The organism is Chryseobacterium culicis (assembly GCF_002979755.1).
Lineage (GTDB): Bacteria > Bacteroidota > Bacteroidia > Flavobacteriales > Weeksellaceae > Chryseobacterium > Chryseobacterium culicis_A.
The window spans coordinates 2,678,926-2,701,650 of the sequence record NZ_PCPP01000001.1 but is presented as its reverse complement, the minus strand read 5'-3'; the positions used below and the strand labels follow the sequence as shown (position 1 = coordinate 2,701,650).

The 22,725-nt window shown below is 36.7% G+C and carries 18 protein-coding genes; 8 read left to right on the top strand and 10 right to left on the bottom strand.

What is annotated here, in order from left to right; all coding sequences use genetic code 11:
* Positions 1 to 123 precede the first annotated feature (123 nt).
* Positions 124 to 3,159: a reprolysin-like metallopeptidase gene (locus CQ022_RS12265; protein WP_105681647.1), complete on the top strand. Its 3,036-nt coding sequence runs from the start codon at positions 124 to 126 to the stop codon at positions 3,157 to 3,159.
* A gap of 167 nt (positions 3,160 to 3,326) precedes the next feature.
* Positions 3,327 to 7,757: a GEVED domain-containing protein gene (locus tag CQ022_RS12260; RefSeq protein WP_105681646.1), complete on the top strand. Its 4,431-nt coding sequence runs from the start codon at positions 3,327 to 3,329 to the stop codon at positions 7,755 to 7,757.
* Positions 7,758 to 7,894: 137 nt separating this feature from the next.
* Here CQ022_RS12260 and coaE read toward each other — a convergent pair whose 3' ends face one another.
* The 4 genes from coaE to ruvB all read right to left on the bottom strand — a co-directional run bounded on the left by coaE (position 7,895) and on the right by ruvB (position 11,110).
* A complete protein-coding gene (gene coaE, locus CQ022_RS12255) occupies positions 7,895 to 8,524 on the bottom strand; it encodes a dephospho-CoA kinase (protein ID WP_105681645.1) in 630 nt (209 codons plus the stop codon).
* Between the two features lie 9 nt (positions 8,525 to 8,533).
* The gene (locus CQ022_RS12250) at positions 8,534 to 9,400 is read right to left on the bottom strand and encodes an MBL fold metallo-hydrolase (RefSeq protein WP_105681644.1); all 867 of its coding nucleotides are present in this window, start codon (positions 9,398 to 9,400) and stop codon (positions 8,534 to 8,536) included.
* 13 nt (positions 9,401 to 9,413) lie between these two features.
* Positions 9,414 to 10,025, bottom strand: coding sequence for an FMN-binding negative transcriptional regulator (locus tag CQ022_RS12245; RefSeq protein WP_105681643.1), 612 nt, complete (start codon positions 10,023 to 10,025; stop codon positions 9,414 to 9,416).
* A 62-nt stretch (positions 10,026 to 10,087) separates the two neighbouring features.
* Complete coding sequence (gene ruvB, locus CQ022_RS12240) at positions 10,088 to 11,110, bottom strand: Holliday junction branch migration DNA helicase RuvB (RefSeq protein ID WP_105681642.1); 1,023 nt, start codon at positions 11,108 to 11,110, stop codon at positions 10,088 to 10,090.
* A 260-nt stretch (positions 11,111 to 11,370) separates the two neighbouring features.
* Between ruvB and hutI the strand changes: the two genes are divergently transcribed.
* The 4 genes from hutI to CQ022_RS12220 all read left to right on the top strand — a co-directional run bounded on the left by hutI (position 11,371) and on the right by CQ022_RS12220 (position 15,362).
* Positions 11,371 to 12,594 carry an imidazolonepropionase gene (gene hutI / locus CQ022_RS12235; protein ID WP_105681641.1) on the top strand — a complete coding sequence of 408 codons (1,224 nt, stop codon included), beginning with the start codon at positions 11,371 to 11,373 and terminating at the stop codon, positions 12,592 to 12,594.
* 12 nt (positions 12,595 to 12,606) lie between these two features.
* Positions 12,607 to 13,008: a hypothetical protein gene (locus CQ022_RS12230; RefSeq protein WP_105681640.1), complete on the top strand. Its 402-nt coding sequence runs from the start codon at positions 12,607 to 12,609 to the stop codon at positions 13,006 to 13,008.
* Between the two features lie 8 nt (positions 13,009 to 13,016).
* Positions 13,017 to 13,931: a formimidoylglutamase gene (hutG, locus tag CQ022_RS12225; protein ID WP_105681639.1), complete on the top strand. Its 915-nt coding sequence runs from the start codon at positions 13,017 to 13,019 to the stop codon at positions 13,929 to 13,931.
* Between the two features lie 138 nt (positions 13,932 to 14,069).
* The gene (locus CQ022_RS12220) at positions 14,070 to 15,362 is read left to right on the top strand and encodes an aldehyde dehydrogenase family protein (RefSeq protein ID WP_105681638.1); all 1,293 of its coding nucleotides are present in this window, start codon (positions 14,070 to 14,072) and stop codon (positions 15,360 to 15,362) included.
* Positions 15,363 to 15,590: 228 nt separating this feature from the next.
* Here CQ022_RS12220 and pyk read toward each other — a convergent pair whose 3' ends face one another.
* From pyk to CQ022_RS12190, 6 genes are all read right to left on the bottom strand, one after another.
* Entirely contained in the window at positions 15,591 to 17,036 is a 1,446-nt protein-coding gene (pyk, locus tag CQ022_RS12215) for a pyruvate kinase (RefSeq protein WP_105681637.1), read from the bottom strand.
* The gene (locus CQ022_RS12210; protein ID WP_105681636.1) at positions 17,029 to 17,502 is read right to left on the bottom strand and encodes an IPExxxVDY family protein; all 474 of its coding nucleotides are present in this window, start codon (positions 17,500 to 17,502) and stop codon (positions 17,029 to 17,031) included. The genes pyk and CQ022_RS12210 overlap by 8 nt, the downstream gene beginning before the upstream one ends.
* The gene (gene rnc / locus CQ022_RS12205) at positions 17,480 to 18,244 is read right to left on the bottom strand and encodes a ribonuclease III (protein WP_105681635.1); all 765 of its coding nucleotides are present in this window, start codon (positions 18,242 to 18,244) and stop codon (positions 17,480 to 17,482) included. Before rnc ends, CQ022_RS12210 begins: the two co-directional genes overlap by 23 nt.
* A 9-nt stretch (positions 18,245 to 18,253) precedes the next feature.
* Positions 18,254 to 19,498, bottom strand: coding sequence for a beta-ketoacyl-ACP synthase II (gene fabF / locus CQ022_RS12200; RefSeq protein ID WP_105681634.1), 1,245 nt, complete (start codon positions 19,496 to 19,498; stop codon positions 18,254 to 18,256).
* A gap of 34 nt (positions 19,499 to 19,532) precedes the next feature.
* Positions 19,533 to 19,772: an acyl carrier protein gene (locus CQ022_RS12195; RefSeq protein ID WP_002976354.1), complete on the bottom strand. Its 240-nt coding sequence runs from the start codon at positions 19,770 to 19,772 to the stop codon at positions 19,533 to 19,535.
* A gap of 385 nt (positions 19,773 to 20,157) precedes the next feature.
* Positions 20,158 to 20,604, bottom strand: coding sequence for a hypothetical protein (locus tag CQ022_RS12190; protein WP_123864429.1), 447 nt, complete (start codon positions 20,602 to 20,604; stop codon positions 20,158 to 20,160).
* A gap of 810 nt (positions 20,605 to 21,414) precedes the next feature.
* On the opposite strand from CQ022_RS12190, the gene CQ022_RS12185 reads away from it, so the two are divergent.
* Entirely contained in the window at positions 21,415 to 21,648 is a 234-nt protein-coding gene (locus CQ022_RS12185; protein ID WP_105681632.1) for a hypothetical protein, read from the top strand.
* A gap of 88 nt (positions 21,649 to 21,736) precedes the next feature.
* Positions 21,737 to 22,723, top strand: coding sequence for a grasp-with-spasm system ATP-grasp peptide maturase (gwsG, locus tag CQ022_RS12180; protein ID WP_165791613.1), 987 nt, complete (start codon positions 21,737 to 21,739; stop codon positions 22,721 to 22,723).
* Positions 22,724 to 22,725: the final 2 nt, after the last annotated feature.

Here is a 22,725-nt window from a genome sequence, read left to right as displayed (position 1 = left end):
GTTTGTATTTTTTTTAATGAATATGCTTATTAGGTGTATAATATTAAAAAATATTAACTTATTTTATTTGCATGAGTTATAAAATAGCTATATTTGGCGGAAATTATAATTGTGTTTTAATTTATGAAAAGAGTATTTACTGCTTTAATGTTTACTTTTATAGGAGGCGCAGTGTTCGGCCAATGGACACCCACTTCTCTTAAAAAAGGAGACGATAACAAAAGAAGTACAGGATTTAGAGTAGATCAATCCAATGTAAGAGGTAACGGGTACTATAAGTTAGACCTGAACTTACTGAGATCTCAGCTGAAGAATGCACAGGAAATGGGATCTAATTCCACTCCTGTAGTAATTTCTCTTCCTACGATGAGCGGGAAGATTGAAAGGTTTAATGTATATAGTTTTCCAGTAGTTGTAAAAGAACTGGCGGACAAGTATGAATTAGGATCTTATGTTGGAGCAAGTGTCGATGACCCTACCAAATTTTTAAGATTCAGTATTGCTCCTAATGATTTTCAGTCGATGATCATTCATGGAGATAAGTATGAATTTATTGACCCTGCCTCTGCAGATAAAACAGTGTATGCTGTTCATCCTAAAACAAAAAAGGAAAAGAATGGTTTCTTATGTTCTACAGAAGAATCTCCTGCTGCTAAGAAGGAAATAGATGCTTTATTAAAAAATGGGCAGTCATTCTCTAATCAGGCAACAACTTTTAACAAAAGTTCTGATAAGAAATACAGAACAATGAGATTGGCAATGTCTGTTACTGGTGAGTATACCCAATACTTTATGGGACTTGCTGGTGTACCTGCTACAGCTACAGATGACCAAAAAAGAGCTCCTGCACTTGTTGCCATCAACAATACTTTAACCAGAGTAAATGGAGTTTTTGAGAAAGATTTTGCATTGCATTTGAATTTGCAGAATTTTCCTAATGTAATTTATATTGATCCGGCTACCGATCCATATGCTGCTGCATCAACAGGTGCTGGAGGTGCATGGAATACACAACTACAGGGTGCTTTGACAGCCAATGTAGGAAATGAAAACTATGATATCGGACACTTATTCGGTAAATCAGGAGGTGGAGGAAACGCCGGATGTATCGGGTGTGTATGTATTAATCCTACCACGGCAGCTCCTAAAGGAAAAGGTTCAGGATTTACTTCTCCAGCGAACGGAATTCCATCAGGAGATAGCTTTGATATCGACTACGTTGCCCATGAGATGGGTCACCAGTTAGGAGCTAACCATACTTTCTCTCACAACCTTGAAGGAAGTGGTGTAAATATGGAACCAGGTTCAGGAACTACCATCATGGGATACGCAGGTATTACAGGTCCTGATACAGATGTTCAGGCTAATTCTGATCCTTATTTCCATAAAGCAAGTATCGGTCAGGTACAAGCTAACTTAATTGCAAAAACTTGTGACGTAGAAACTACAATTACCAATAACCCTCCGGTAATTGCTGATCTACCAACATATACAATACCAAAAGGAACTGCTTTTGCTTTAACAGGTAGTGCTACAGATCCTGAAAATGATCCAATGACTTATTCTTGGGAAGAAGTAGATGATGCTTCAGTTTCTATTGATAAGTATAACTTAGGAAATACAATGTCTGGAGCTTCTTTCAGATCTGCTGCTCCAAACGCAAGCCCAACAAGATACTTCCCGAAATTTGCTTCTGTAATGAGTGGAGTACTAAATAATGCAAACAATACTTGGGAAGCTGTATCTACTACAGCAAGAACTACAAATTTTGCATTAACTGTAAGAGATAACAATTCTAACGTAGCTCAACAGCAGTCAGCTTTTAAAGTTCAGACAATTGTTGTAGGAGATAATGGTCCTTTCAGATTAGCTAACCAATATGCTGATGTGAATACTCCAACTCCGGTTCAGTGGATTGTTGCAAATACTAACGCAGCTCCTTATAATGTTGCTAACGTAAAGATTGACTATACTACAGATAACGGAACAACTTGGACTGTATTATCAGCTTCAACTCCTAACGACGGATCTGAAAACTTTACTTTCCCTTCTTCATTGAACGGTCAGACTATTAAAGTAAGAATTTCTTCAATAGGAAATGTTTTCTATGCTGTAGGTCCTGTTAGTATCGCTCCTCTATCTGCATGTAGCAGTGCGGCACCAACTAACGTAGTGGTGAGCAATATCACGGTGTCTTCAGGAAGTGTATCATGGATGTCTTATACTGGAGCTACTTATAAAGTACGTTACAGAAAAGTAGGTTCAACTGTATGGACTGAGGCGGATACAACAGTTCCTTCAATCAACTTAAGTAACTTAATTGATGGTACAACTTATGAAGTTCAGGTAGCTTTAGTTTGTGGTACTACAGTAGGAACATATTCAGCTTCTGTAAACTTCAGTACACCTGCACTTACTTATTGTACAGCTTCTACAGGAAGTGCAAACTATGAGTATATTGCCAATGTAACTCTTGCTAATGTTAATAATACTTCTGCAAACAGTACATATACAAACTATACGACGAATTCAGCTCTTCAGATTAACTTAACAAAAGGAAATACTTATCCTATGTCTGTTACTGTGGGTAACCCTGATATTGCAGATTATGATGCAGTAGCAGCATTTATTGACTTTAACAAGGATGGTGTTTTCAGTGATTCAGAAAGAGTATTGAATTATCCTGTAACATTAACGCAGCCATCAACAGTGATCAATGCAAACGTTGCAATTCCAAGTAATGCTGTAGAAGGACAGCCATTAAGAATGAGAGTTGTAGCATTCTATGTGGGAGCTGGTACTGGAAACGTAAATGTTGGTTTATCATTACCTTCAGATTATGTATGTGGAGACCTTTTCGATTACGGAGAAGTTGAAGACTATAACGTAGTTATTACAGGTAACCTTGCTACTTCTGAAAATGCTGTTAAAAATAATGGTATTCAGATTTATCCAAATCCTGCAACGGATGTTCTAAACGTTACTAAAGTTTCAGATAAAGCAACTTATAAAATTTATAGTGCTGCCGGACAATTAGTAGATAGAGGAAATATCAATAGTGGAAAGGTAAATGTTTCAACTTTAGTTAAAGGTGGATACGTAATTACAATAGATGATAAAGGAATTGAACAATTCAAATCTAAATTTATCAAGAAATAAAGATAACCTTTAAATATTAGTAAATCCCCGGGAACTCCCGGGGATTTCTTTATTTAGAGCATAAGTGGAAAAAATATTGTTTTTTTTCAGAAAAAACCCAAATGCACTTATAAATTAATAATAAAAAATGATTAGATTTGTGTGATTAATATTATAATGAAAACATTATGAAGAAACTCTTTACCTCTTTAATTCTGTTTCTCTGTTTGATTTGTACAGGCTTTGTATCCAAAGTCTCGGCTCAGGCAGGGCAGATTGGGACAGGAACGGGTACCTCTGTGTATCTTCCCATACGTTCCTATTATGGGTATAGTTATTCCCAGCAGATTTATACTGCTGCGGAGCTTACGACTGCCATAGGTACGTCGAACTATATCACGGCCATAAAGTTTTATTCCACTACCGTTTCAACTTCTCAGGATGTGTATAAGGATTGGGTGGTATATATGGGTAATACAACCCAGAATGCCTTTACGTCCAATACAAACTGGGTTCCGTTAGGTTCATTAACTCAGGTGTTTGCCGGAACTTTACCTACCTTAACAAACGGAAACTGGGTAACTCTTCAATTGGCTACACCGTTTTTATGGAACGGGACAGACAACCTTGTGGTTGCTGTAAATGAAAAAACTCCAGGCTATTCATCTTCGCCAGGTACGGCTTGGGGATCTTATAATGCAGGGGCAAACCGAGGTATCATCTATTATGAAGATACTACAAACCCGGATCCTGCTGCACCCCCTTCTGCAAAAGACAGACTTGCAGATATTCCTAGAATACAATTGGAAAGCCACCCGCTACCGGCTTGTTCAACAGCTCCACCTACAAATATCACGGTTTCAAACCTGACAACAACTTCAGCTAATGTAGGTTGGTATCTTTCTGCAGGAGCTACTTATGTGGTAAGGTACAGACCTGTATCAGGAGGAGCCTGGACAACAATCAATGTTACAACTCCTTTGGTGGGAAATCAGCTCATTACGGGATTAACAGAACAGACTCAGTATGAAGTTCAGGTAGCTACGATCTGCGGTGGTTCTCAGGGAGCATTCTCTTCCAGCGTAAACTTTACAACTCCGGCACTTACTTATTGTGCGTCCGGTGCTACGAGTACTTTTATTGATGGATATATCAACCAGGTTTCTGTTAATGCACAAGGTGCTCCGTCAATGACCAGCAACTCTGATCAGAGTGGTTATACAGATTACAGTACAGATCCTACAAGAGTAGTTACTTTGGTAAGAGGAGGTAGTGCTACTGTTTCTGTTTCAAAGACCTGGCCAGGTTATCAATATAGCTTCTTAACAGGAGTTTGGATTGATTTTAACCGTAATGGTGTTTTTGAAACAAACGAAAGAGTACTTACTTCACCAAGTAATACAACAACTCCGGTTACAGCTACATTTACAGTACCAACTGTTGCTGGTGGTGTTTACACTGGAAACCTGACTACAAGAATGCGTGTTGTATTAAACGAATACAGCCCTATTAATGCTTGTGGAACATACTCTTATGGTGAAACTGAAGACTATGCTGTTAAGTTTATAGACTTATCACCTTGTTCTACAGCGCCGCCTTCTAATATTATGGTAAATAACGTAACTCCTTCTTCTGCTAATGTTACTTGGACATCAGCTACAGGAGCTACTTATATTGTAAGATACAGAGTTTCTCCTTCCGGAGCATGGCAGCAGATTGCAGTCAATACACCATTAATCAGTAATCAAATACTTTCAGGATTATTGGAGCAGACTACATATGAAGTACAGGTAGCTACTGTTTGTGGAGGAACAACTGGAGCATTCTCATCAAGTGTTACTTTTACAACGCCAGCTCTTACTTATTGTACAGCAGGTCCTACAAGTAATACTGCGACAAGTGGATATATTAATAATGTAACTGTTACTCCTACGAATACTCCTATCATGTTGAGTAATTCCGGATCTGACAATTATAAAGATTATACAACAGATGCTACAAGAGTAGTTATCTTTGAAAGAGGTTCAGCAAATAATAAAATTTCTGTCAACAAATACTGGCCAGGTTCTCCTTCTTCATACGGAGTTTCAGCTTGGGTAGACTTTAACAGAAACGGAACATTTGAAACCAGTGAGAGAATTCTTAATACTACCTATAATACAACTACTCCGGTAACGGCTACTTTTGCAGTGCCAACCGTTGCAAGTGGTAATGTATATACAGGAACTCTTCCTACTCGTATGCGTGTAGTGATGAGATATTTTGATAATGCTAATCCTTGTGGTACATTCAGCCAGGGAGAAGTAGAAGATTATGCAGTAAAATTTGTAGATCCTCAAAACTGTACAACGGCTCCTCCGACAAATATTACAGTAAACAATATTGGAGCAACTACGGCAACAGTATCATGGGTGGCTACTGCTGGAGCTACTTATAACATTAGATGGAGAACAACTCCTGGAGGTGTTTGGCAAACAGCAACTGTTCCTGCAGGTCAGAACTACTATGGAATTACAGGTCTTAATGAGCAGACGAATTATGAAGTTCAGGTTTCAACAACTTGTAACGGTTCTACAGGAGCTTATTCAGGATCAGTAACATTTACAACACCACCATTGTCTTACTGTCAAATGACAGGTACAGGAACGAATGACCATATTTCGAATGTAACAGTTACCTCTTCGAATCTTGGAGTTCCACCAATGAATAATACTTCAGTACAGACAAATTATATCAGCTATACTACTCCGGAGACTCTTATTACTTTAGATGTAAATTCTCAAAATAATAAAATCTCTGTAGCAAAAGGGTGGACAGGCGCAACAGGTAATGACGCTGTAACAGCTTGGATTGACTTTGACAGAAACGGACAGTTTACAGATGCTGAGAGAATCTTAATTTCTCCGGCTAACACAACAACTCCGGTTACAGCTACTTTTGCGGTTCCTTCAACTGCTTATACAGGACCATTGACAACTACAATGAGAGTTGTATTGAAGCGTACAAGTGCTCCTACAATGTGCCAGAATGCAGTAGATGGAGAAGTTGAAGATTACAGAGTTAGAATCAGACCTTGTAGCAATGCAACTCCTAACGCACCAACATTTACTACAACGCATACAACAGCTACTGTTACCATTACAGGAGCAGGAGTGAGCTATGTAGTAAGATACAGAGTTCAGGGAACAACAGCCTGGACACAAGTATATGCTTCAACACAATTGGGTAACCTTCCGTTAGTAATCAGTGGATTGACACCAGCTACTACTTATGAAGTAGAGGTAGCAGCAATTTGTGGAGATATTGTGGGAACTGCAACTCCTATCAAAACATTCACTACGAGATGTGATCCTACTCCTCCAAATGTAACAGTAAGTAACATTACTCCAACAACAGCATTGATTACATGGGCTCCGCTAGCAGCAAGCTCTACGTATACTATGAGATGGAGAAAAGTAGGGACTGCTCCTTGGAATATTGTGAGTTTACCAGCAGCTCCTGCAAATACTTATGTATTAGGAAGTGCAACTCCTTTAGATCCATATACTACATATGAAGTTCAGATTGCGAACCAGTGTAACGGAGAAACAACATTGAATCCATATTCTAACCCTAAAGTATTTACGACAGAAAGAATATGTGAAATTCCTCCTCCAGGATTAACAATTACTCAATTGCTTCCTACATCGGCAGCGATTCAGTGGGATCCTTTCCCAGGAGCGACATACGTTCTTAGATATAGAAAAGTGGGTATTCCAAGCTGGACAGAAGTACCTTCATTAGTTAATAATCTTGTATTAACAGGACTTACAGAATTAACGAAATATGAGATGCAGGTAGTTAATATCTGTAACGGTACACCAGGAAACTATACTCCTCCATACTACTTTACAACGCCTACAGTAATTTACTGTAAGATGAAAGCAGAAAGTTCTACAGGAGAGCATATTTCTAAAGTTACTGTGAAGCCTACCGGTAAGAAAACAATGGAGAATGAATCCGGAGCTTCTACCTATACAGATTATACAGGAGTGCCTAAGACATTCATCGAGATGATTCAGGGATCAACCGACAATGAGATCATCATCGAGAAGAAATGGACAGGAACTACTTACAACGAAGGAATCGCAGTATGGATTGACTTCAACAGAAACGGAGAGTTTGATATCAACGAAAGAGTATTCACTTCTTCACCGAATTCAAACAGCCCTGTATCTGGTAAATTCAATGTACCAGCAGATGCTTTTGTAAGTATGACAGACTATAAATATGTAGTGATGAGAGTAGCCATGTCAAGAGATGGTATCCCTGTAAACTGTACTGACTTCAAAAACGGAGAAGTAGAGGATTACACGGTGAGAATCTCTAAACCGATCGTTGCTAATCCGATTGATCAGACAAGTGTTATGATTTATCCTAACCCGGTAAGCTCAGTATTGTTTGTGAAAAATGTTAGCAAGAGAGCTAAATATAAGATCTACAATGCTGCAGGACAGGTAATCGCTGACGGTATCTTATTAAACAACCAGATCAACGTAAGCAGATTGATTAACGGTGTTTATGTGATTGATATCGATGATAACGGTAATACTGCCCAAAAGAAATTTATCAAAGAATAAATCATTTAAATTTCAGATACAATAAGCCTCCAGAAATGGAGGCTTATTTTTTGTAAAAGAATCTTGGTTGAACCTTCCCTAAGAAATATTTTTTAGCAGAAAAAAACTCGTTAGAAAAGCTTCTAACGAGTTCTTATTTATTCAATACTGAAGATCACTTTCTCAGTCTGTTCTTTTAATTCTTCCAGATTGGTATTGTTGTAGATGATACAATCTGCCATTTTAATTTTATCCCTTTCAGGCATTTGTTTTTCCATGACAGTTTCTACCTCGCGGTAGGTTTTATGATCTCTATCCATGACCCTTTTGATTCTGATGTTATCCTCAGCGGTTACCAAAAGAGATTTGTAACATTGTCTGTTGAGCTTTAGTTCAAACAATAGTGCTGTTTCTTTGAAAACTAAATATTTGCTTTGCTTCTTTACCCAGTCTTCAAAATCAATCCTTACGGCAGGGTGTATGATTTCGTTTAATTGCTGAAGCAGATCTCTGTTATTAAAAACTTTATCAGCAACAAATTTTCTGTCATACAATCCATTTTCATCATAAGATTCTTCACCAAGAAGTTCTTTGATTTTTATTTTCAGATCTTCGCTTTCATTAACGATGGCTTTAGCTCTGTCATCGGAATAATAGACCGGAAAACCGAATTCCTCTATAAAGCGTGCTACTGTGGTTTTTCCTGAGCCTATTCCTCCGGTTAAACCAATGATCTTGGGTGCTGGTTCCGGTTCTGTCTGTTGTGTTTCTGAATGTAATTCTTCCATGATTCAAAATTAATATCCAAAAACATCATTAAAGCTAAACGTTTCATCAAGCCTTACTCCTTTGTCAGTCATTTTAAGACTTGCAAGCTCGTTATGCGCATCATGCTCAAAGAACAGTAAATATTCGTTGTCTACACATTGCTTAAGGAATTTGCCTTTTTCTTCCATTGTTAAAAGAGGTCTGGTATCATATCCCATCACATACACAGGGTTGATATGTCCTGCTGTAGGAATAAGGTCTGCGGCAAAAACAACTGTTTTTTCCTGGTATTGAATGACCGGCAGCATCTGCTTTTCGGTATGTCCGTCTACAAAGATGACATCCATTTTCAGATCCGGAGCAAAACTGTAATTTCCGGTAGTAGGAAGAGGTAAAAAGTTAAGCTGCCCGCTTTCCTGCATCGGCATAATATTTTCCTTCAGGAAGCTTGCTTTTTCTCTTGCATTAGGTTCTGTTGCCCACTGCCAGTGATTTTCATTAGTCCAGAAATTGGCATTTTTGAAGGCTGGTCTGTATCCGGTTCTGTCATCATTCCACTCAATAGCACCACCACAGTGGTCGAAGTGAAGATGGGTAAGGAATACATCCGTAATATCCTCCTTTACAAAGCCGTATTTTTTAAGATTTTTATCTAGAGTATCGTCTCCCCAAAGAGAGTAGTGTCCGAAAAATTTATCATCCTGTTTGTTACCAAGACCACAGTCTACCAGGATCAGTTTTTTCCCGTCTTCAATAAGCAGGGAGCGGGTTCCCAATTCGATCAGGTTTTTTTCGTCTGCTGGGTTAGTTTTTTCCCACAGACTCTTCGGGACGACTCCGAACATAGCACCGCCGTCCAGTTTAAATTTTCCACATTGTATTGGATATAACTTCATATGTATATTTTGATTATTTTTTTATTTGTTTCATTTTCTCCGCAATCTTTCTTGCGTTATCATCAGCTTGCTCAAGTTGGCTGACAATATTGTTGAAATCCGTCTCTTTTCTGTTCTGAGAAAGCTTTTGTTTGATAAATATTTCGGTTGGAATAACTTTAATCCCAAAAGCTCCTTTCATTTCCTTTTCGACAAAGGCATTTCCCATATCTTTCACCATCATTGGACATTGCTGGAAGCTTTCATATTTGGATGTCAATTTATCCAAATGGGCATACAGCTCATCATGATCCATTACTTCAACTTTTCCGCGAATCTGTACCGCCTCATAATTCCAGGTGGAAACATTAATATGATCATACCAGCTGCTGGATATGTACGTGTGGGCACCTAGAAAATCACAAAGAACTTCATCCCCGTTTTTTAAGGTTTTTGCCTGTGGGTTAGCTCTCGAAATATGAGTTTCAATATAAGCATTTTCCGGATCATCCTCATTAAGCATCATCATAGAATGAGTAGCTCTTATCTTATCAACAGAGGAGATCAGTAAAGCAAAAGAATTTTCTTTGATGATCTCTCTCATCAAATGGTAATCTTCGCTTTTATATAATTTGGGAATAAACATAAACTAAAAATTCTTGTTAACCTTACACTAAAATCCCTGAACTTTAAACTCAAAACTTTGAATTAGAATAGTTCACCCGGGTTTTTAGGTCTTGTAATATTCAAATGCTTGTAAGCCTTATCTGTAACTTCTCTTCCTCTCGGGGTTCTGATAATAAATCCTTCCTGAATCAAAAACGGCTCATACACTTCTTCCAGTGTTTCCGGATTTTCAGCAATGGATGTGGCAAGTGCAGAAATACCTACCGGTTTTCCCTTAAAGTTTTCAATCATGACACGCATGATCTTATTGTCCATTTCATCCAGACCAAATTCATCAACATTCAAAGAATCCAGTGCATATTTTGTGATCTTGATTTCAATTTCGCCATTTCCTTTGATCTCGGCAAAATCACGTACCCTTCTCAATAATGCATTGGCAATCCTTGGTGTTCCCCGGCTTCTTCTTGCAATTTCTATGGCAGCATCTTCATAAATGACAACTCCCAAAACCCTTGCACTTCTCTGAATAATCATCGATAAGAGCTCAACAGAGTAATACTCCAGCCTGCTTTGAATCCCGAATCGGGCAAGCATTGGTTTGGTAAGCATACCACTTCTTGTAGTGGCTCCCACCAGGGTAAACGGATTCAGTCCGATCTGTACACTTCTGGCGTTGGGACCTGTTTCCAGCATGATATCAATCTTGTAATCTTCCATTGCAGAATACAGATATTCCTCTACAACAGGAGAAAGACGGTGAATTTCATCAATGAAAAGAACATCATTTTCTTCCAGATTGGTCAATAAACCAGCCAAGCTACCAGGTTTGTCCAATACAGGACCTGAAGTAATCTTACAGTTTACTCCAAGCTCATTAGCGATAATATTGGCCAACGTAGTTTTACCAAGCCCTGGCGGACCGTGTAATAAAACATGATCGAGTGCTCCGCCACGTCTTTTCGCAGCGGTAACAAAAACTTCAAGGTTCTCCAGCGTTTTTCTCTGTCCCGCAAAATCTTTAAAGCTCTGGGGACGGATCTGTTCTTCCTGCATCAGCTCCTCTCGTGAGTAGTTTTCCTTATCTGGATGTAAAAAATCTGGCATTAATTCATTTCATTTACTTCAAAGATAGCAAATTTCGACTAAGGTTGAAGGGCAGATTGAGAAAACGTTAAGATTGATACAGAGGTTTTAGCCAGGGTTGAAAATGAGAACACCTAAGATTTAAATAATTGGGATATTTTAAGTATTTTTGAGAGGAGAAATTATTAATAAAAATTAATAAAATTTTGACTGTTTAGCAGACAAGTGCTGATTGAAGAACTAATCAGCCTGAATCTAAACATCGCATTAACTTTAGACTAATGAAATTAATAGGACCATTTAAGCAGGTGGTGACCCTTGCTAACTTACCCTTAAGAGGAAAACTTTCCGATGAGCAGCTGGAAATTATTGTAGACGGAGGAATTGTAGTAGATCAGAATACCATCCGGAAAGTTGGAAATTTCGAAACATTAAAAACAGAAAATCCTACCATAGAAATCGAAAACATCGAAGGAGAACAGATTGTTCTTCCTGCCTTTGTAGATTCACATACCCATATCTGTTTCGGAGGAAACCGTGCGAATGATTTTGCAATGCGTAATGCAGGGAAAACTTATCTGGAAATCGCCGAGAGTGGTGGTGGAATCTGGAGTTCTGTACAGCACACGAGAAATGCCTCAGAAGAAGAGTTACTGAAAACTTTAGTAGAAAGAATCAACTTTTTGGTTGAGCTGGGAATTACGACAATTGAAGTGAAAAGTGGTTACGGACTGGATGTGGAAAATGAGCTAAAAATGCTTAGAATTATTAAAAAAGCCCAGAAAGAAACTAAGGCAACCTTAGTTCCTACCTGTCTTTCAGCCCACTTAAAACCAAGAGATTTTGAAGGAAGCAACCCTGAATATCTGGAATATATCATCACCGAAATTTTACCAAAAGTAAAAGAAGAAGGATTGGCGAACAGAGTAGATATTTTTATTGAAAAGTCTGCTTTTCAGCCTGAGGAAAGTAAAGATTTCTTACTTAAAGCAAAAGCACTAGGTTTTGAAATTACCGTTCATGCCGATCAGTTTACCCCTGGAAGTTCAAGAATTGCAGTAGAAGTGGGAGCGAAGTCTGCTGACCATTTAGAAGCAACCATTGATGAAGATATTCAATTTCTGGCTGAATCTGATACCGTAGCCACAGCTCTTCCGGGAGCGAGCCTAGGTTTGGGGGAGAAATTTACTCCGGCAAGAAAATTACTGGATGCAGGGGCTATTGTAGCCATTGCAAGTGACTGGAATCCGGGATCAGCCCCTATGGGAAATTTAATTACCCAGGCATCTATTTTAGCCACTTTCCAGAAACTGACTACCGCTGAGGTGTTGGCAGGAATGACTTTCCGTGCTGCGTATGCCCTTAATCTTGAGGATAGAGGACAGCTACAGGAAGGAAAAAAGGCGGATTTTGTGACTTTCAAAACCAATAATTTCCAGAATGTACTGTATAATCAGGGAAGCTTAAAAGCAGAAAATGTGTACATTGATGGAAATAAAAAATAATTAAAACACACCATGAAAATTAAATTAGAAGAGGTTAAAGAAAAATATGTCTCTCTTGGGGTTCCTGAAAAAAATGTTGAATATGCATTAAATGCTGTAAAAACATGTACGAAGAAAGATTTTATTATGAAAAATTTGACTTCAGACATTAGAAAAGTGGATGCCACTACAGCGAATAGTATGCTGGATGAAATGTTTACAGCCAACGGAGGAGAGTTTAAGCATGAAAATAGAGGAGGATATCTTTATTCAACCTTTTACTTAATAGCTATTGTTGCTTTAGGTATTGTGACTTTTTATTTTAGTAAAGAAAATAGAAGCATGCAGTTTAAATTTGGTGGTGCTTTATTACTGTTTATAGTTTTATTTTTCAGAACATTTATACCTACTATCAGAGGTAGGTTTAGAGAATAATTTAGATTATGATTTGGCAAGGCAGATTGGACGGAGAAGAACTTCTCTATCACAGATTATTTCAAAGAGTAAAAGAAGAACATAATTACGACAACATCTCTACAGGTGACTTTGCGCTGCATGGCTTTGCTGTGGATGAAGGAGTAAGAAGAAATAAAGGCCGTCAGGGAGCGAAAGATGCTCCTGATGTGATCCGAAAAAATATGTCTAATTTTCCGGTGATCCTTCCTGACTTTTCAATGCTGGATTTTGGGAACGTTACCTGTGAAGACGGCAATCTGGAAAATACTCAGAATAATCTTGCCAAAAATGTTTCAAAAGTACTTTTAAAAGGAGGAAAATCCCTTGTGCTGGGTGGAGGTCATGAAGTGACATACGCCCATTATTTAGGGGTTAAAACAGCTTTTCCTGAACAAAAAATTGGTATTATTAATATTGATGCCCATTTTGATAACAGGCAGCCGGAAAAAGGAGTAGGACCGAGTTCTGGTACCGGATTCTGGCAGATTGCCCAGGAAGGCCCCATCAATTCTTTGCATATTGGAATTCAGAGAAACTCCAATACATTAAAGCTTTTTGATACAGCTCATCAGTATGGGATGAAATATATCCTTGCTGACGAATTATTTTTTGAAAATCTTACCTCCATCTATCAGCGTATCGATGAATTGCTGGACAGTGTAGATTATGCCTATCTTACCATTTGTATGGACGTCTTTAATGCATCTATTGCTCCCGGAGTATCGGCAGCAGCATATAATGGTATCTTTGCGGATACTGCTTTTATGCATTTTTACAGACATATCTTAAAAAATAAAAAATTGCTGGCACTGGATGTAGCAGAAGTGAATCCTTCTTTCGATATTCAGGACAGAACAGCAAGACTTGCAGCATGTCTTGTGAATGAATGGCTAATGATTTAAGATAAAGTTATATTCTTCCGATAGAGAAAATCATTATTTTATTGACCCTTAAGGAATGGAATTTGCTGATTTCACCGTGCTTTTAAAATAAAAGCGCTCATAAATTCATTAGCTGAATTTAAAACAGAAATTTATATTATGGAACAATTAATTGAAAGCAAGCTTATTAAAGCAGATAAAGCGTTTTCAGTGTGGAGAAAAGTGCCGTTTGAGGAAAGGCAGAAGTTAATTGCAAAAGCAGCGGAAATTTTAAAGAATAATTCGGAGAAATTTGGGAGAATAATTACAACAGAAATGAACAAACCTATTTCAGAATCTATTGCTGAAGTAGAAAAGTGTTCATTAATGATGAATTATTATGCAAACGCTGAGAATATTTTAAAACCTGAGAAAGTAGAATCAGAATTTGCTTATTCTGAAGTTCACTATGCTCCCAAAGGAGTAATTTTAGGCGTAATGCCCTGGAATTTTCCTTTTTGGCAGGTATTAAGATTTGCTACTCCTGCAATTTTGGCTGGAAATACAGTGGTTTTAAAGCATGCATCAATTTGTTTCGGAAGTGGAAATGCCATTGTTGATGTTCTTCTGGAAGCAGGTTTTCCTGAAGGTATTTTTCAAAACCTTGAAGTAGGACACAAAGCTGTAAAGGAAATTCTTGAACACGATGCTGTAAGAGGAGTGAGCTTAACAGGAAGTGGAAAAGCAGGTGGAGAAGTGGCTTCAATAGCCGGATTAAATATCAAAAAATCTTTGCTTGAACTGGGTGGCAGTGATTCTTTTATCATTTTTGATGATGCAGACCTGGAAGATGCAGCAAAAGCGGGAGTGAAATCAAGACTTCAAAACTGTGGACAAACCTGTACTGCAGCCAAAAGATTTATTATTGATGAAAAGATCGAGGATCAGTTTTTACCAATATTTATTGAAGAATATAAAAAATATGAAATTGGGGATCCTTTAAATAAAGAAACTAAATTAGCAGGAATGGCTAGACCTGACCTTGCTGATGAGTTGGAAGCGCAGTTCAACAGAGCGCTGGAAAATGGTGCCGAAATTATCATTCCTCTGGAAAGAGTTTCTGAAAATGAATTTAAACCTGGTTTAATCAGAGTTCAGGAAGGAAATCCAATTTTGAAAGAAGAGCTTTTCGGACCTCTTGGAATGATTATGACAGCAAAAAATCAGGAAGAAGCTTTGCAGATGGCGAATGATATTCCTTTCGGACTTTCTAATTCTGTTTGGACGAAAAATAAAGAACGTCAGTTATTCTTCATTGAAAACCTTGAGTCAGGAACTGTCAATATCAATCGTATGACGAGTTCTGATCCGCGTTTTCCATTTGGAGGAACAAAAGCTTCGGGATATGGAACAGAACTATCTTTATTGGCTTTAAAAGAATTTGTAACAGCTAAGACGATTGTAGGTAATTAAAGTTGAGTAAATGTCATTCCGGGGAACCGAGGAATCTCAGAGATTCTTCACTGCAGTCCGTTTTGTTCAGAATGACAAACTTCAATTTATAAGTTAACAGTATGCCTTACATTATAAACAAAAACTCCCGAAAATCAATTTTCGGGAGTTTTTTATGTTTTGACAAAAAGTAATTTTGCTTATTGCTTATTGCTTATTGCTTATTGCTTATTGCTTATTGCTTATTGCTTATACAGTAGTCAATCTCAATGTATTGGTTTTTCCACCTTCATAGGATGGAGTTGCATTGATATTGATTACGAAATCTCCTGTTTCGATATAGCCATAATTATGCGTTAACATATTTACCTGGATAATCGTTTCATCAGTAGACTTTTTCATATCATAATAATAAGCATGTACCCCCCAAAGAAGGTTCAGCATGGTAATAACCCTTTTGTTACCACTATATACAATGATGTGAGAGTTTGGTCTGTGGGCTGCAAGCTGGAAAGCAGTGTATCCGGAGTGAGTAAGCGTTACAATAGCAGAAACGTTTGTTGTTTTAGCAATTCTTACCGCTGCAAGACAAACCCTGTTGGTAATGAATCTCTCATCAATACAGTTATAATCTTTTTCGATAGGCTCATTTTTGTGTTGATAAAAATGAGTGGTTTCGATATTCTTTACAATTTTGGCCATGTTTTCCACAACCTGTACCGGATATCTACCTACAGAAGTTTCTCCCGAAAGCATTACGGCATCTGCACCATCCAATACAGAGTTGGCAACGTCATTTACTTCCGCTCTTGTTGGTGTTAAGCTGTTGATCATCGTTTCCATCATCTGGGTAGCGATAATCACCGGCTTAGAATAGAATCTTGCTTTTTCTACCAGGTTTTTCTGGATTGCAGGAACTTCTTCCATTGGAACTTCTACTCCAAGGTCTCCACGAGCTACCATTAACCCATCACATTCAAGAAGGATTTCTTCAATATTTTTAACCCCTTCAGGCTTTTCAATCTTTGCAATAATCGGAGTCTTGAATTTACCATTTGGATGCGCTTTGATAAGCTCCTTCAAGTCGATAATATCCTGGGCATGACGAACAAATGATAAGGCAATCCAATCAACTTCCATGTCAAGCATGAAATTAGCATCCTGAATATCCTTTTCTGTCAATGCAGGAAGAGAAACGTTTGTATTAGGTAAATTAACTCCTTTTTTAGAGCTTAACGGACCTCCTTGAATGGTTTTTGCTTTTACCGTATCTATTTCATTGGTTTCGGTAACCTCCAGCATCAGTTTCCCATCGTCAATAAGGATTCTTTCTCCTACTTTTACGTCTTGTGGAAACTGTTGGTATGTCATGTACACTTTCGTGGAATCTCCCTCCATCTTTTCATTGGTGAAAGTAAGAATATCACCTGGGTTCAGATAAGATCCTTCCTTTACAACTCCTACTCTCAGCTTAGGACCCTGAAGATCTCCCAAGATTCCCACTGAATAACCATACTCGCTGTTTAGCTCTCTAATTATTTCAATATTTTTTCGAACTAAGTCGTAATCTGCATGGGAAAAATTTATTCTGAAAATATCAACACCCGCTTTCATTAAATCTAACATTACCTCCTTCGACGATGAAGCAGGCCCTAGTGTTGCGATAATTTTTGTCTTCTTTAAATACTTATTCATAATACTGGATAATTTGATAAAGTTCTTCATCAGAACTCAGTGTATAATCTTGAATTGGAAACACAAGATTTTCAGGGAGCAAAATTACGGAAAAATCAGGAAACTGTTCCGAACTATGCAGAATATATTCCACATCTACCTGATTATTTAATAAAAATTTAATGTTTTCTTCTTCTGTAAAGAGTTCTGTCTGAATTTTTTTTTGCTTACTTTCAGAAGATTTATTTGAAATGAAGGTAAAACAGGTCTTTGAAAACTTGTGGTAGGCTTCAAATCTTGGAAAAAGATAATCATAATATCCCCCATGAAAGACAAGATCTTTCTTTCTTGAAAAATTGAGGTTGTTTGTTTGATTTATTTTATAGAAAAACTCGTGAGCAGGTATATCTTTGGCTAATCTTACCAATCCTATGGCAATATCTTCAAATTCTATATCATCAAGATCATAAAGTTTTTGAATTTCCAAGTATATTTTCTTTTTTATTTAAAATATAAAATGCCCTATGTGCTGCTTTTTCCTCTGCTTTCTTCTTAGAAGTTTCCGTTGCATTCGCAATCTTTTCATCTCCCAGCCACACATGACATCTGAATACGACAGATTTATTAGCCTGTATTTCCTCGCAGGTTTCGTACTTTATGTTAACCTTCTTCTTTTGGCTCCATTCAAGAAGTAGACCTTTGTAGCTTACAATTTTGTTTTCAAGCTTATTGATCTCAGAAGGGGTCAGCAATTTTTCCAAGATGATCCTTTTACAGGCATCATAATGGAAGTCTAAATAAACGGCACCGATTAAGGCCTCGAATAAATTTCCGGAGATATTTTCTCCCAAAGCGGAAGAACTGTTTTGCTTTTGCAAAAGGTTGGTAAGCTTGAGATCTTCTCCTAGTTTATTGAGATTTTTCCTATTAACAATCTTAGATTTCATTTGTGTCAGATATCCCTCATTAGCCTGAGGATACGTCTGGAACAAATGACAAGAAATAATTGTACCCAAAACAGAATCTCCCAAAAATTCAAGCCTTTCGTAATTGCTGTCTTGATTTTTAGAAGAATTTTTTAAAGAAAAAGCTTCGCGGTAAAGAGCTATATTTTGAACTTCAGTACCCAATACTTTACTAAGCTCGGTACTGAGAAAATATTCTCTCTCCGTTAATTGTCTTTTTCTTTTTTTGAGAAGGAATTTAGAAAAGTATTTCTGTAACTCCATTCATTGAATTTAGATTTTCTTAAATAGAACGCAAGCGTTATGCCCGCCAAATCCAAAAGTATTGCTCATGGCTACTTTTACATCTTTCTTCACAGCTGTATTAAACGTAAAGTTTAGTCTGCTGTCAATGTTTTCATCATCAGTAAAATGGTTGATGGTAGGAGGAACAGTACCATGAATAATAGTTCCCAATGCAGCGATAGCTTCAATAACCCCGGCAGCCCCTAAAAGGTGTCCGGTCATTGATTTTGTAGAATTAATCTGAATGTCATAAGCATGCTCGCCTAATAATCTTGAGATAGCATTGGATTCTGCGATGTCTCCTAATGGAGTAGAAGTACCATGCATATTGATATGATCTACTTCATCAGCAGTTAAACCTGCATCTTCCAGGCAGCTCTTCATTACCAGATAAGCACCAAGGCCTTCAGGATGCGGAGCGGTCATGTGATGTGCATCAGCACTTAAACCACCTCCTAATAATTCTGCATAAATTGTAGCACCACGTTTTACAGCGTGCTCATATTCTTCAAGAACGATACAACCGGCTCCTTCACCCAATACAAATCCATCTCTGTCTTTATCAAAAGGTCTTGAAGCAGTTTTAGGGTCATCATTTCTTGTAGAAAGTGCCATCATTGCGTTGAATCCACCGACACCACTTGCTGTAACGGCAGCTTCAGAGCCTCCGCACACAATAACGTCTGCTTTTCCTAACTGGATCAGCATTTTGGAATCAATTATAGCATTTGCTGAAGATGCACATGCAGATACAGTTGTGTAGTTAGGTCCGTGGAAACCGTATTCAATCGAGATATGTCCAGGAGTGATATCCGCAATCATTTTTGGGATAAAGAAAGGGTTAAATCTCGGAATTTCCGTATTGGCCCATCCTAACACTTCAGTTTCAAAAGTCTCTAATCCTCCGATTCCGGATCCCCAGATTACACCAACTCTGTTTTTATCTACATTGCCTTCAATAATTCCGGAATGCGCTACTGCTTCTCTTGCAGCAACAAGTCCCAATTGAGTATTTCGGTCCATTTTTTTAGCCTCTTTCTTATCGAAATGCTGTAACGGATCGAAATTTTTCACCTCGCAAGCGAACTTTGTTTTAAAGTTTGTGGCATCAAAAAGAGTAATCGGAGCGGCACCGCTCTCACCTTTCACAAGATTTTCCCAGTATTCTTTTGCATTATTTCCTATTGGCGTTATTGCTCCAAATCCGGTTACAACTACTCTTTTTAATTCCATAAACTTTGTTTAATTTCTTTTTTGTTGAAGAATATTATTTATTTACTACTTCTTCGATGTAAGCGATAGCGTGTCCTACAGTAGTAATTTTTTCAGCTTGGTCATCAGGGATCTGAATATTAAATTCTTTTTCAAATTCCATGATTAACTCAACTGTATCTAGTGAATCAGCTCCTAAATCGTTAGTGAAGCTAGCTTCAGGAGTTACTTCTGTTTCTTCAACGTCAAGCTTATCAGCGATGATAGCTTTTACTCTTGATGCAATGTCTGACATAGTAAATTATTTTTTTAATTGTTAGATGGTGCAAATATATAAAATTCTTTACGATAAAACATTTTTTTAGTCTTTTTTGTGGACCGGAAGCTTTTATTTTGGGTTGTTTCTATTTAGTCTTTTCGTTTTCAGATGGTTATGTTTTGTTGTCTGCTGACGGATCTAAAACCAATTAAATTAGTCAAAAGAAAATTAAAAGTAATACTCCCAAATTTATTATCGTTGGCTTTACTATTATGAATGAGGCCAAATTGATAATTGTAAAATTCTAAATTATTAATGAGTTCATTTTTTTGTTGTAAATAATAAAGAATAAGAAAAATCACCTATTTAAATTAGGTGATTTTCTATAAGAAATAAATATGAAATCAATGTTTTTAATTTACTAGTCTTTTTCTTTGACATAATAAATTAAATAAGCAAAATCTGGAGCTCTTAGCATTAGTGTATCATTAATTTTCTGAACTTTAAACTTATTGTCAGCATATGGACCACCTCCAACAGATCTGAAGGTCAACGTATAATTGTAGTGCGTATTTGATGCCGCTTCATCTTCTACTGCCCATATCAGATTTGTGGTTTTTGATTTGTTTATTTGATCATTGAGACTTGAATTGTCATTTAATGAAATAACGTCATCTTGAGTAAATTTTAAGCGGGTAGTAGGAGTTTCTGTTGTATGCCAAGTGCCTTGTATCCAGAGTGGCGGATGAAAATGTTTGGTTTGGACCGGGACTTCTGGTTCATTGTTAGGTACATCGTCGTCACTTCCAGAGCAATGTATTGTTAAAAATGACAATGCTAAAAGTGGTATTAATAAAATGTTTTTCATAGTTTTCATAAGATGGTAGTATTAGTTTTAAAACATGGGAGTTATTTTAAATAAGCTTTGTTTTCTTTATCAAAAAAGATTGATGTAAATATATGAATTTGTTGATAATGTATTCTGACTTAGATTTGAGGATAGATGATTTCTAATCAATAAATTTGAAATATTGAGATTGTTACTAAAAAGAATAATTTACTATAGAATTGATAATATTGAAAATTTTGTTTTGTAACACATTTGATAAGCGTTTTCCATCTTTCGCAGATAAACCTGTTTTCAAACCAAAATTGGTATTTATTATATATAGCTATTCTGACAGGGTTCGGATTTCAAAAGAATGAGTCCGTTTTTTTTTACCTAATTCTTTACTTTAATCTTGTGGGCTTCCGTTTTTAATGTTCATGTGCAATGTTCTGTAGTTGTCATTTTACTTATATTTTTACTCGTTTTTTACGCCTGATTTTATAAATTATTTCTATGAGCATTGATATAATTATTTTATGTTTCTGTAATTTTTTTTTATTAAAAATAATTTTCAGTTAGGCATACTATTCCGGATACCTTCATTGATCCATCATGGGATTAAATTTTAATTCACATAAACGAGAGTATGTTTATTATATATTTATATTATTGCGTTTTTTATTAAAAAAAAACTCACAAATCGTTGATAAGTTTGATTTTTTTTTAATACTTTTAAAAAAGTTTTGCTTTAGACAAATTTTTAACCATGATTGAGTGCACGCAGTTTAAATTAGAAATGGGAGTTAAAGGAAACAAAAAAAACATTACAAAATATTAATTTTTTACACTATGAAATTAGAAAGTTTAAAAAGCGAGAAATTTGGTAAATATTCAAAAAACACTTTGGAAATCACTGAATTAATTAAAGGAGGTCTAGCTGGTAATACAAGCACATCAAGTTCTGTGACAAACGAAAGTACTTTTGATACTGATAGTGCATGTCCAGATTGTGAAAAAGATCCAAATGGAGGAACAAGTGTTGGCTTAGAGCCAGGCTTTGGTCTTGGTAGATCAGCAAAATAATTTTTAAATTATCCAGCCTTAAATATTTAACTTATCTAATACAGTTAGTATTTAAGGCTTTTTATTTCTAATAGTAAAAAAATTCAAGTTGAAAAAAACTATTTTAATATTAAGTCAGAAATCTGATATCTCTACCAATAGAGTGATTGATTATCTGATCGCTTCCCAAAAAGACTTTTACAGGGTAAATGTAGATTCTGACAGGCTTGTTGATGTGCGCTTAGATTTTGAAGAAGGAGAGGTTACAAAATTCATACTTTATTTTGAAAACAAAGCACCTCTGGATTTAAATGATGTTTATTCATGCTGGTATAGGAGAGGAGGCATTCCCATGTTTCCTTTACCGGAAATGAAAGATATATACGAGCTATTTAAAAGTGAAAAGATATCGCTTAAATCAAGAGAACATCTGTACGCAGAGTCCCGTGAATTACATGAATATATCCATTGGTATCTGGAGACCCATATTGAGAAGACTATTGGAAGCCAGTCAAGCGCCCATATCAATAAACTGAAACAGCTTACCGTTGCGAATAGTTGCGGACTGCCAATACCTGAAACTAAGATTTTAACAAATTTTAAAAATACTTCCAAAGCCACACTTATCACAAAAAGTATCCAAGACATTCTTCATGCTCAGGATGACATAAACAGATATATGTATTTTACTGAAGATGTTCCTGCGGATGATATCAATGATTCTATCCAATTTTATCCTAGTTTATTCCAGCATAAGATTGAAAAAGAATATGAAATTAGAATTTTTTATCTCCACGGAACTTGTTATAGCATGGCTATTTTTAGTCAGGCAGATGCTAAGACTCAAACTGATTTCAGAAAATATAATTTTGATAAACCTAACCGGAATGTTCCCTACAAATTACCCGTTGATGTTGAAGAAAAAATAGTTTCATTCATGCATAAGATTAATTTGAATTGTGGTTCACTGGATTTAATATATACAAAGGGACAATATTATTTTTTAGAAGTAAATCCTGTGGGGCAGTTTGGGGCGGTTTCCCAAGCGTGTTCATACAATCTTGAATCAAAAATAGCAGAATATCTATCTAACTAATT

What these genes read in the sequence shown, in the direction of transcription:
- CQ022_RS12265 (WP_105681647.1), top strand. Translation starts at nt 124, where the DNA reads ATGAAAAGAGTATTTACTGCTTTAATGTTTACTTTTATAGGAGGCGCA.
- CQ022_RS12260 (WP_105681646.1), top strand. Translation starts at nt 3,327, where the DNA reads ATGAAGAAACTCTTTACCTCTTTAATTCTGTTTCTCTGTTTGATTTGT.
- coaE (WP_105681645.1), bottom strand. Translation starts at nt 8,524, where the DNA reads ATGGAAGAATTACATTCAGAAACACAACAGACAGAACCGGAACCAGCA.
- CQ022_RS12250 (WP_105681644.1), bottom strand. Translation starts at nt 9,400, where the DNA reads ATGAAGTTATATCCAATACAATGTGGAAAATTTAAACTGGACGGCGGT.
- CQ022_RS12245 (WP_105681643.1), bottom strand. Translation starts at nt 10,025, where the DNA reads ATGTTTATTCCCAAATTATATAAAAGCGAAGATTACCATTTGATGAGA.
- ruvB (WP_105681642.1), bottom strand. Translation starts at nt 11,110, where the DNA reads ATGCCAGATTTTTTACATCCAGATAAGGAAAACTACTCACGAGAGGAG.
- hutI (WP_105681641.1), top strand. Translation starts at nt 11,371, where the DNA reads ATGAAATTAATAGGACCATTTAAGCAGGTGGTGACCCTTGCTAACTTA.
- CQ022_RS12230 (WP_105681640.1), top strand. Translation starts at nt 12,607, where the DNA reads ATGAAAATTAAATTAGAAGAGGTTAAAGAAAAATATGTCTCTCTTGGG.
- hutG (WP_105681639.1), top strand. Translation starts at nt 13,017, where the DNA reads ATGATTTGGCAAGGCAGATTGGACGGAGAAGAACTTCTCTATCACAGA.
- CQ022_RS12220 (WP_105681638.1), top strand. Translation starts at nt 14,070, where the DNA reads ATGGAACAATTAATTGAAAGCAAGCTTATTAAAGCAGATAAAGCGTTT.
- pyk (WP_105681637.1), bottom strand. Translation starts at nt 17,036, where the DNA reads ATGAATAAGTATTTAAAGAAGACAAAAATTATCGCAACACTAGGGCCT.
- rnc (WP_105681635.1), bottom strand. Translation starts at nt 18,244, where the DNA reads ATGGAGTTACAGAAATACTTTTCTAAATTCCTTCTCAAAAAAAGAAAA.
- fabF (WP_105681634.1), bottom strand. Translation starts at nt 19,498, where the DNA reads ATGGAATTAAAAAGAGTAGTTGTAACCGGATTTGGAGCAATAACGCCA.
- CQ022_RS12195 (WP_002976354.1), bottom strand. Translation starts at nt 19,772, where the DNA reads ATGTCAGACATTGCATCAAGAGTAAAAGCTATCATCGCTGATAAGCTT.
- CQ022_RS12190 (WP_123864429.1), bottom strand. Translation starts at nt 20,604, where the DNA reads ATGAAAAACATTTTATTAATACCACTTTTAGCATTGTCATTTTTAACA.
- CQ022_RS12185 (WP_105681632.1), top strand. Translation starts at nt 21,415, where the DNA reads ATGAAATTAGAAAGTTTAAAAAGCGAGAAATTTGGTAAATATTCAAAA.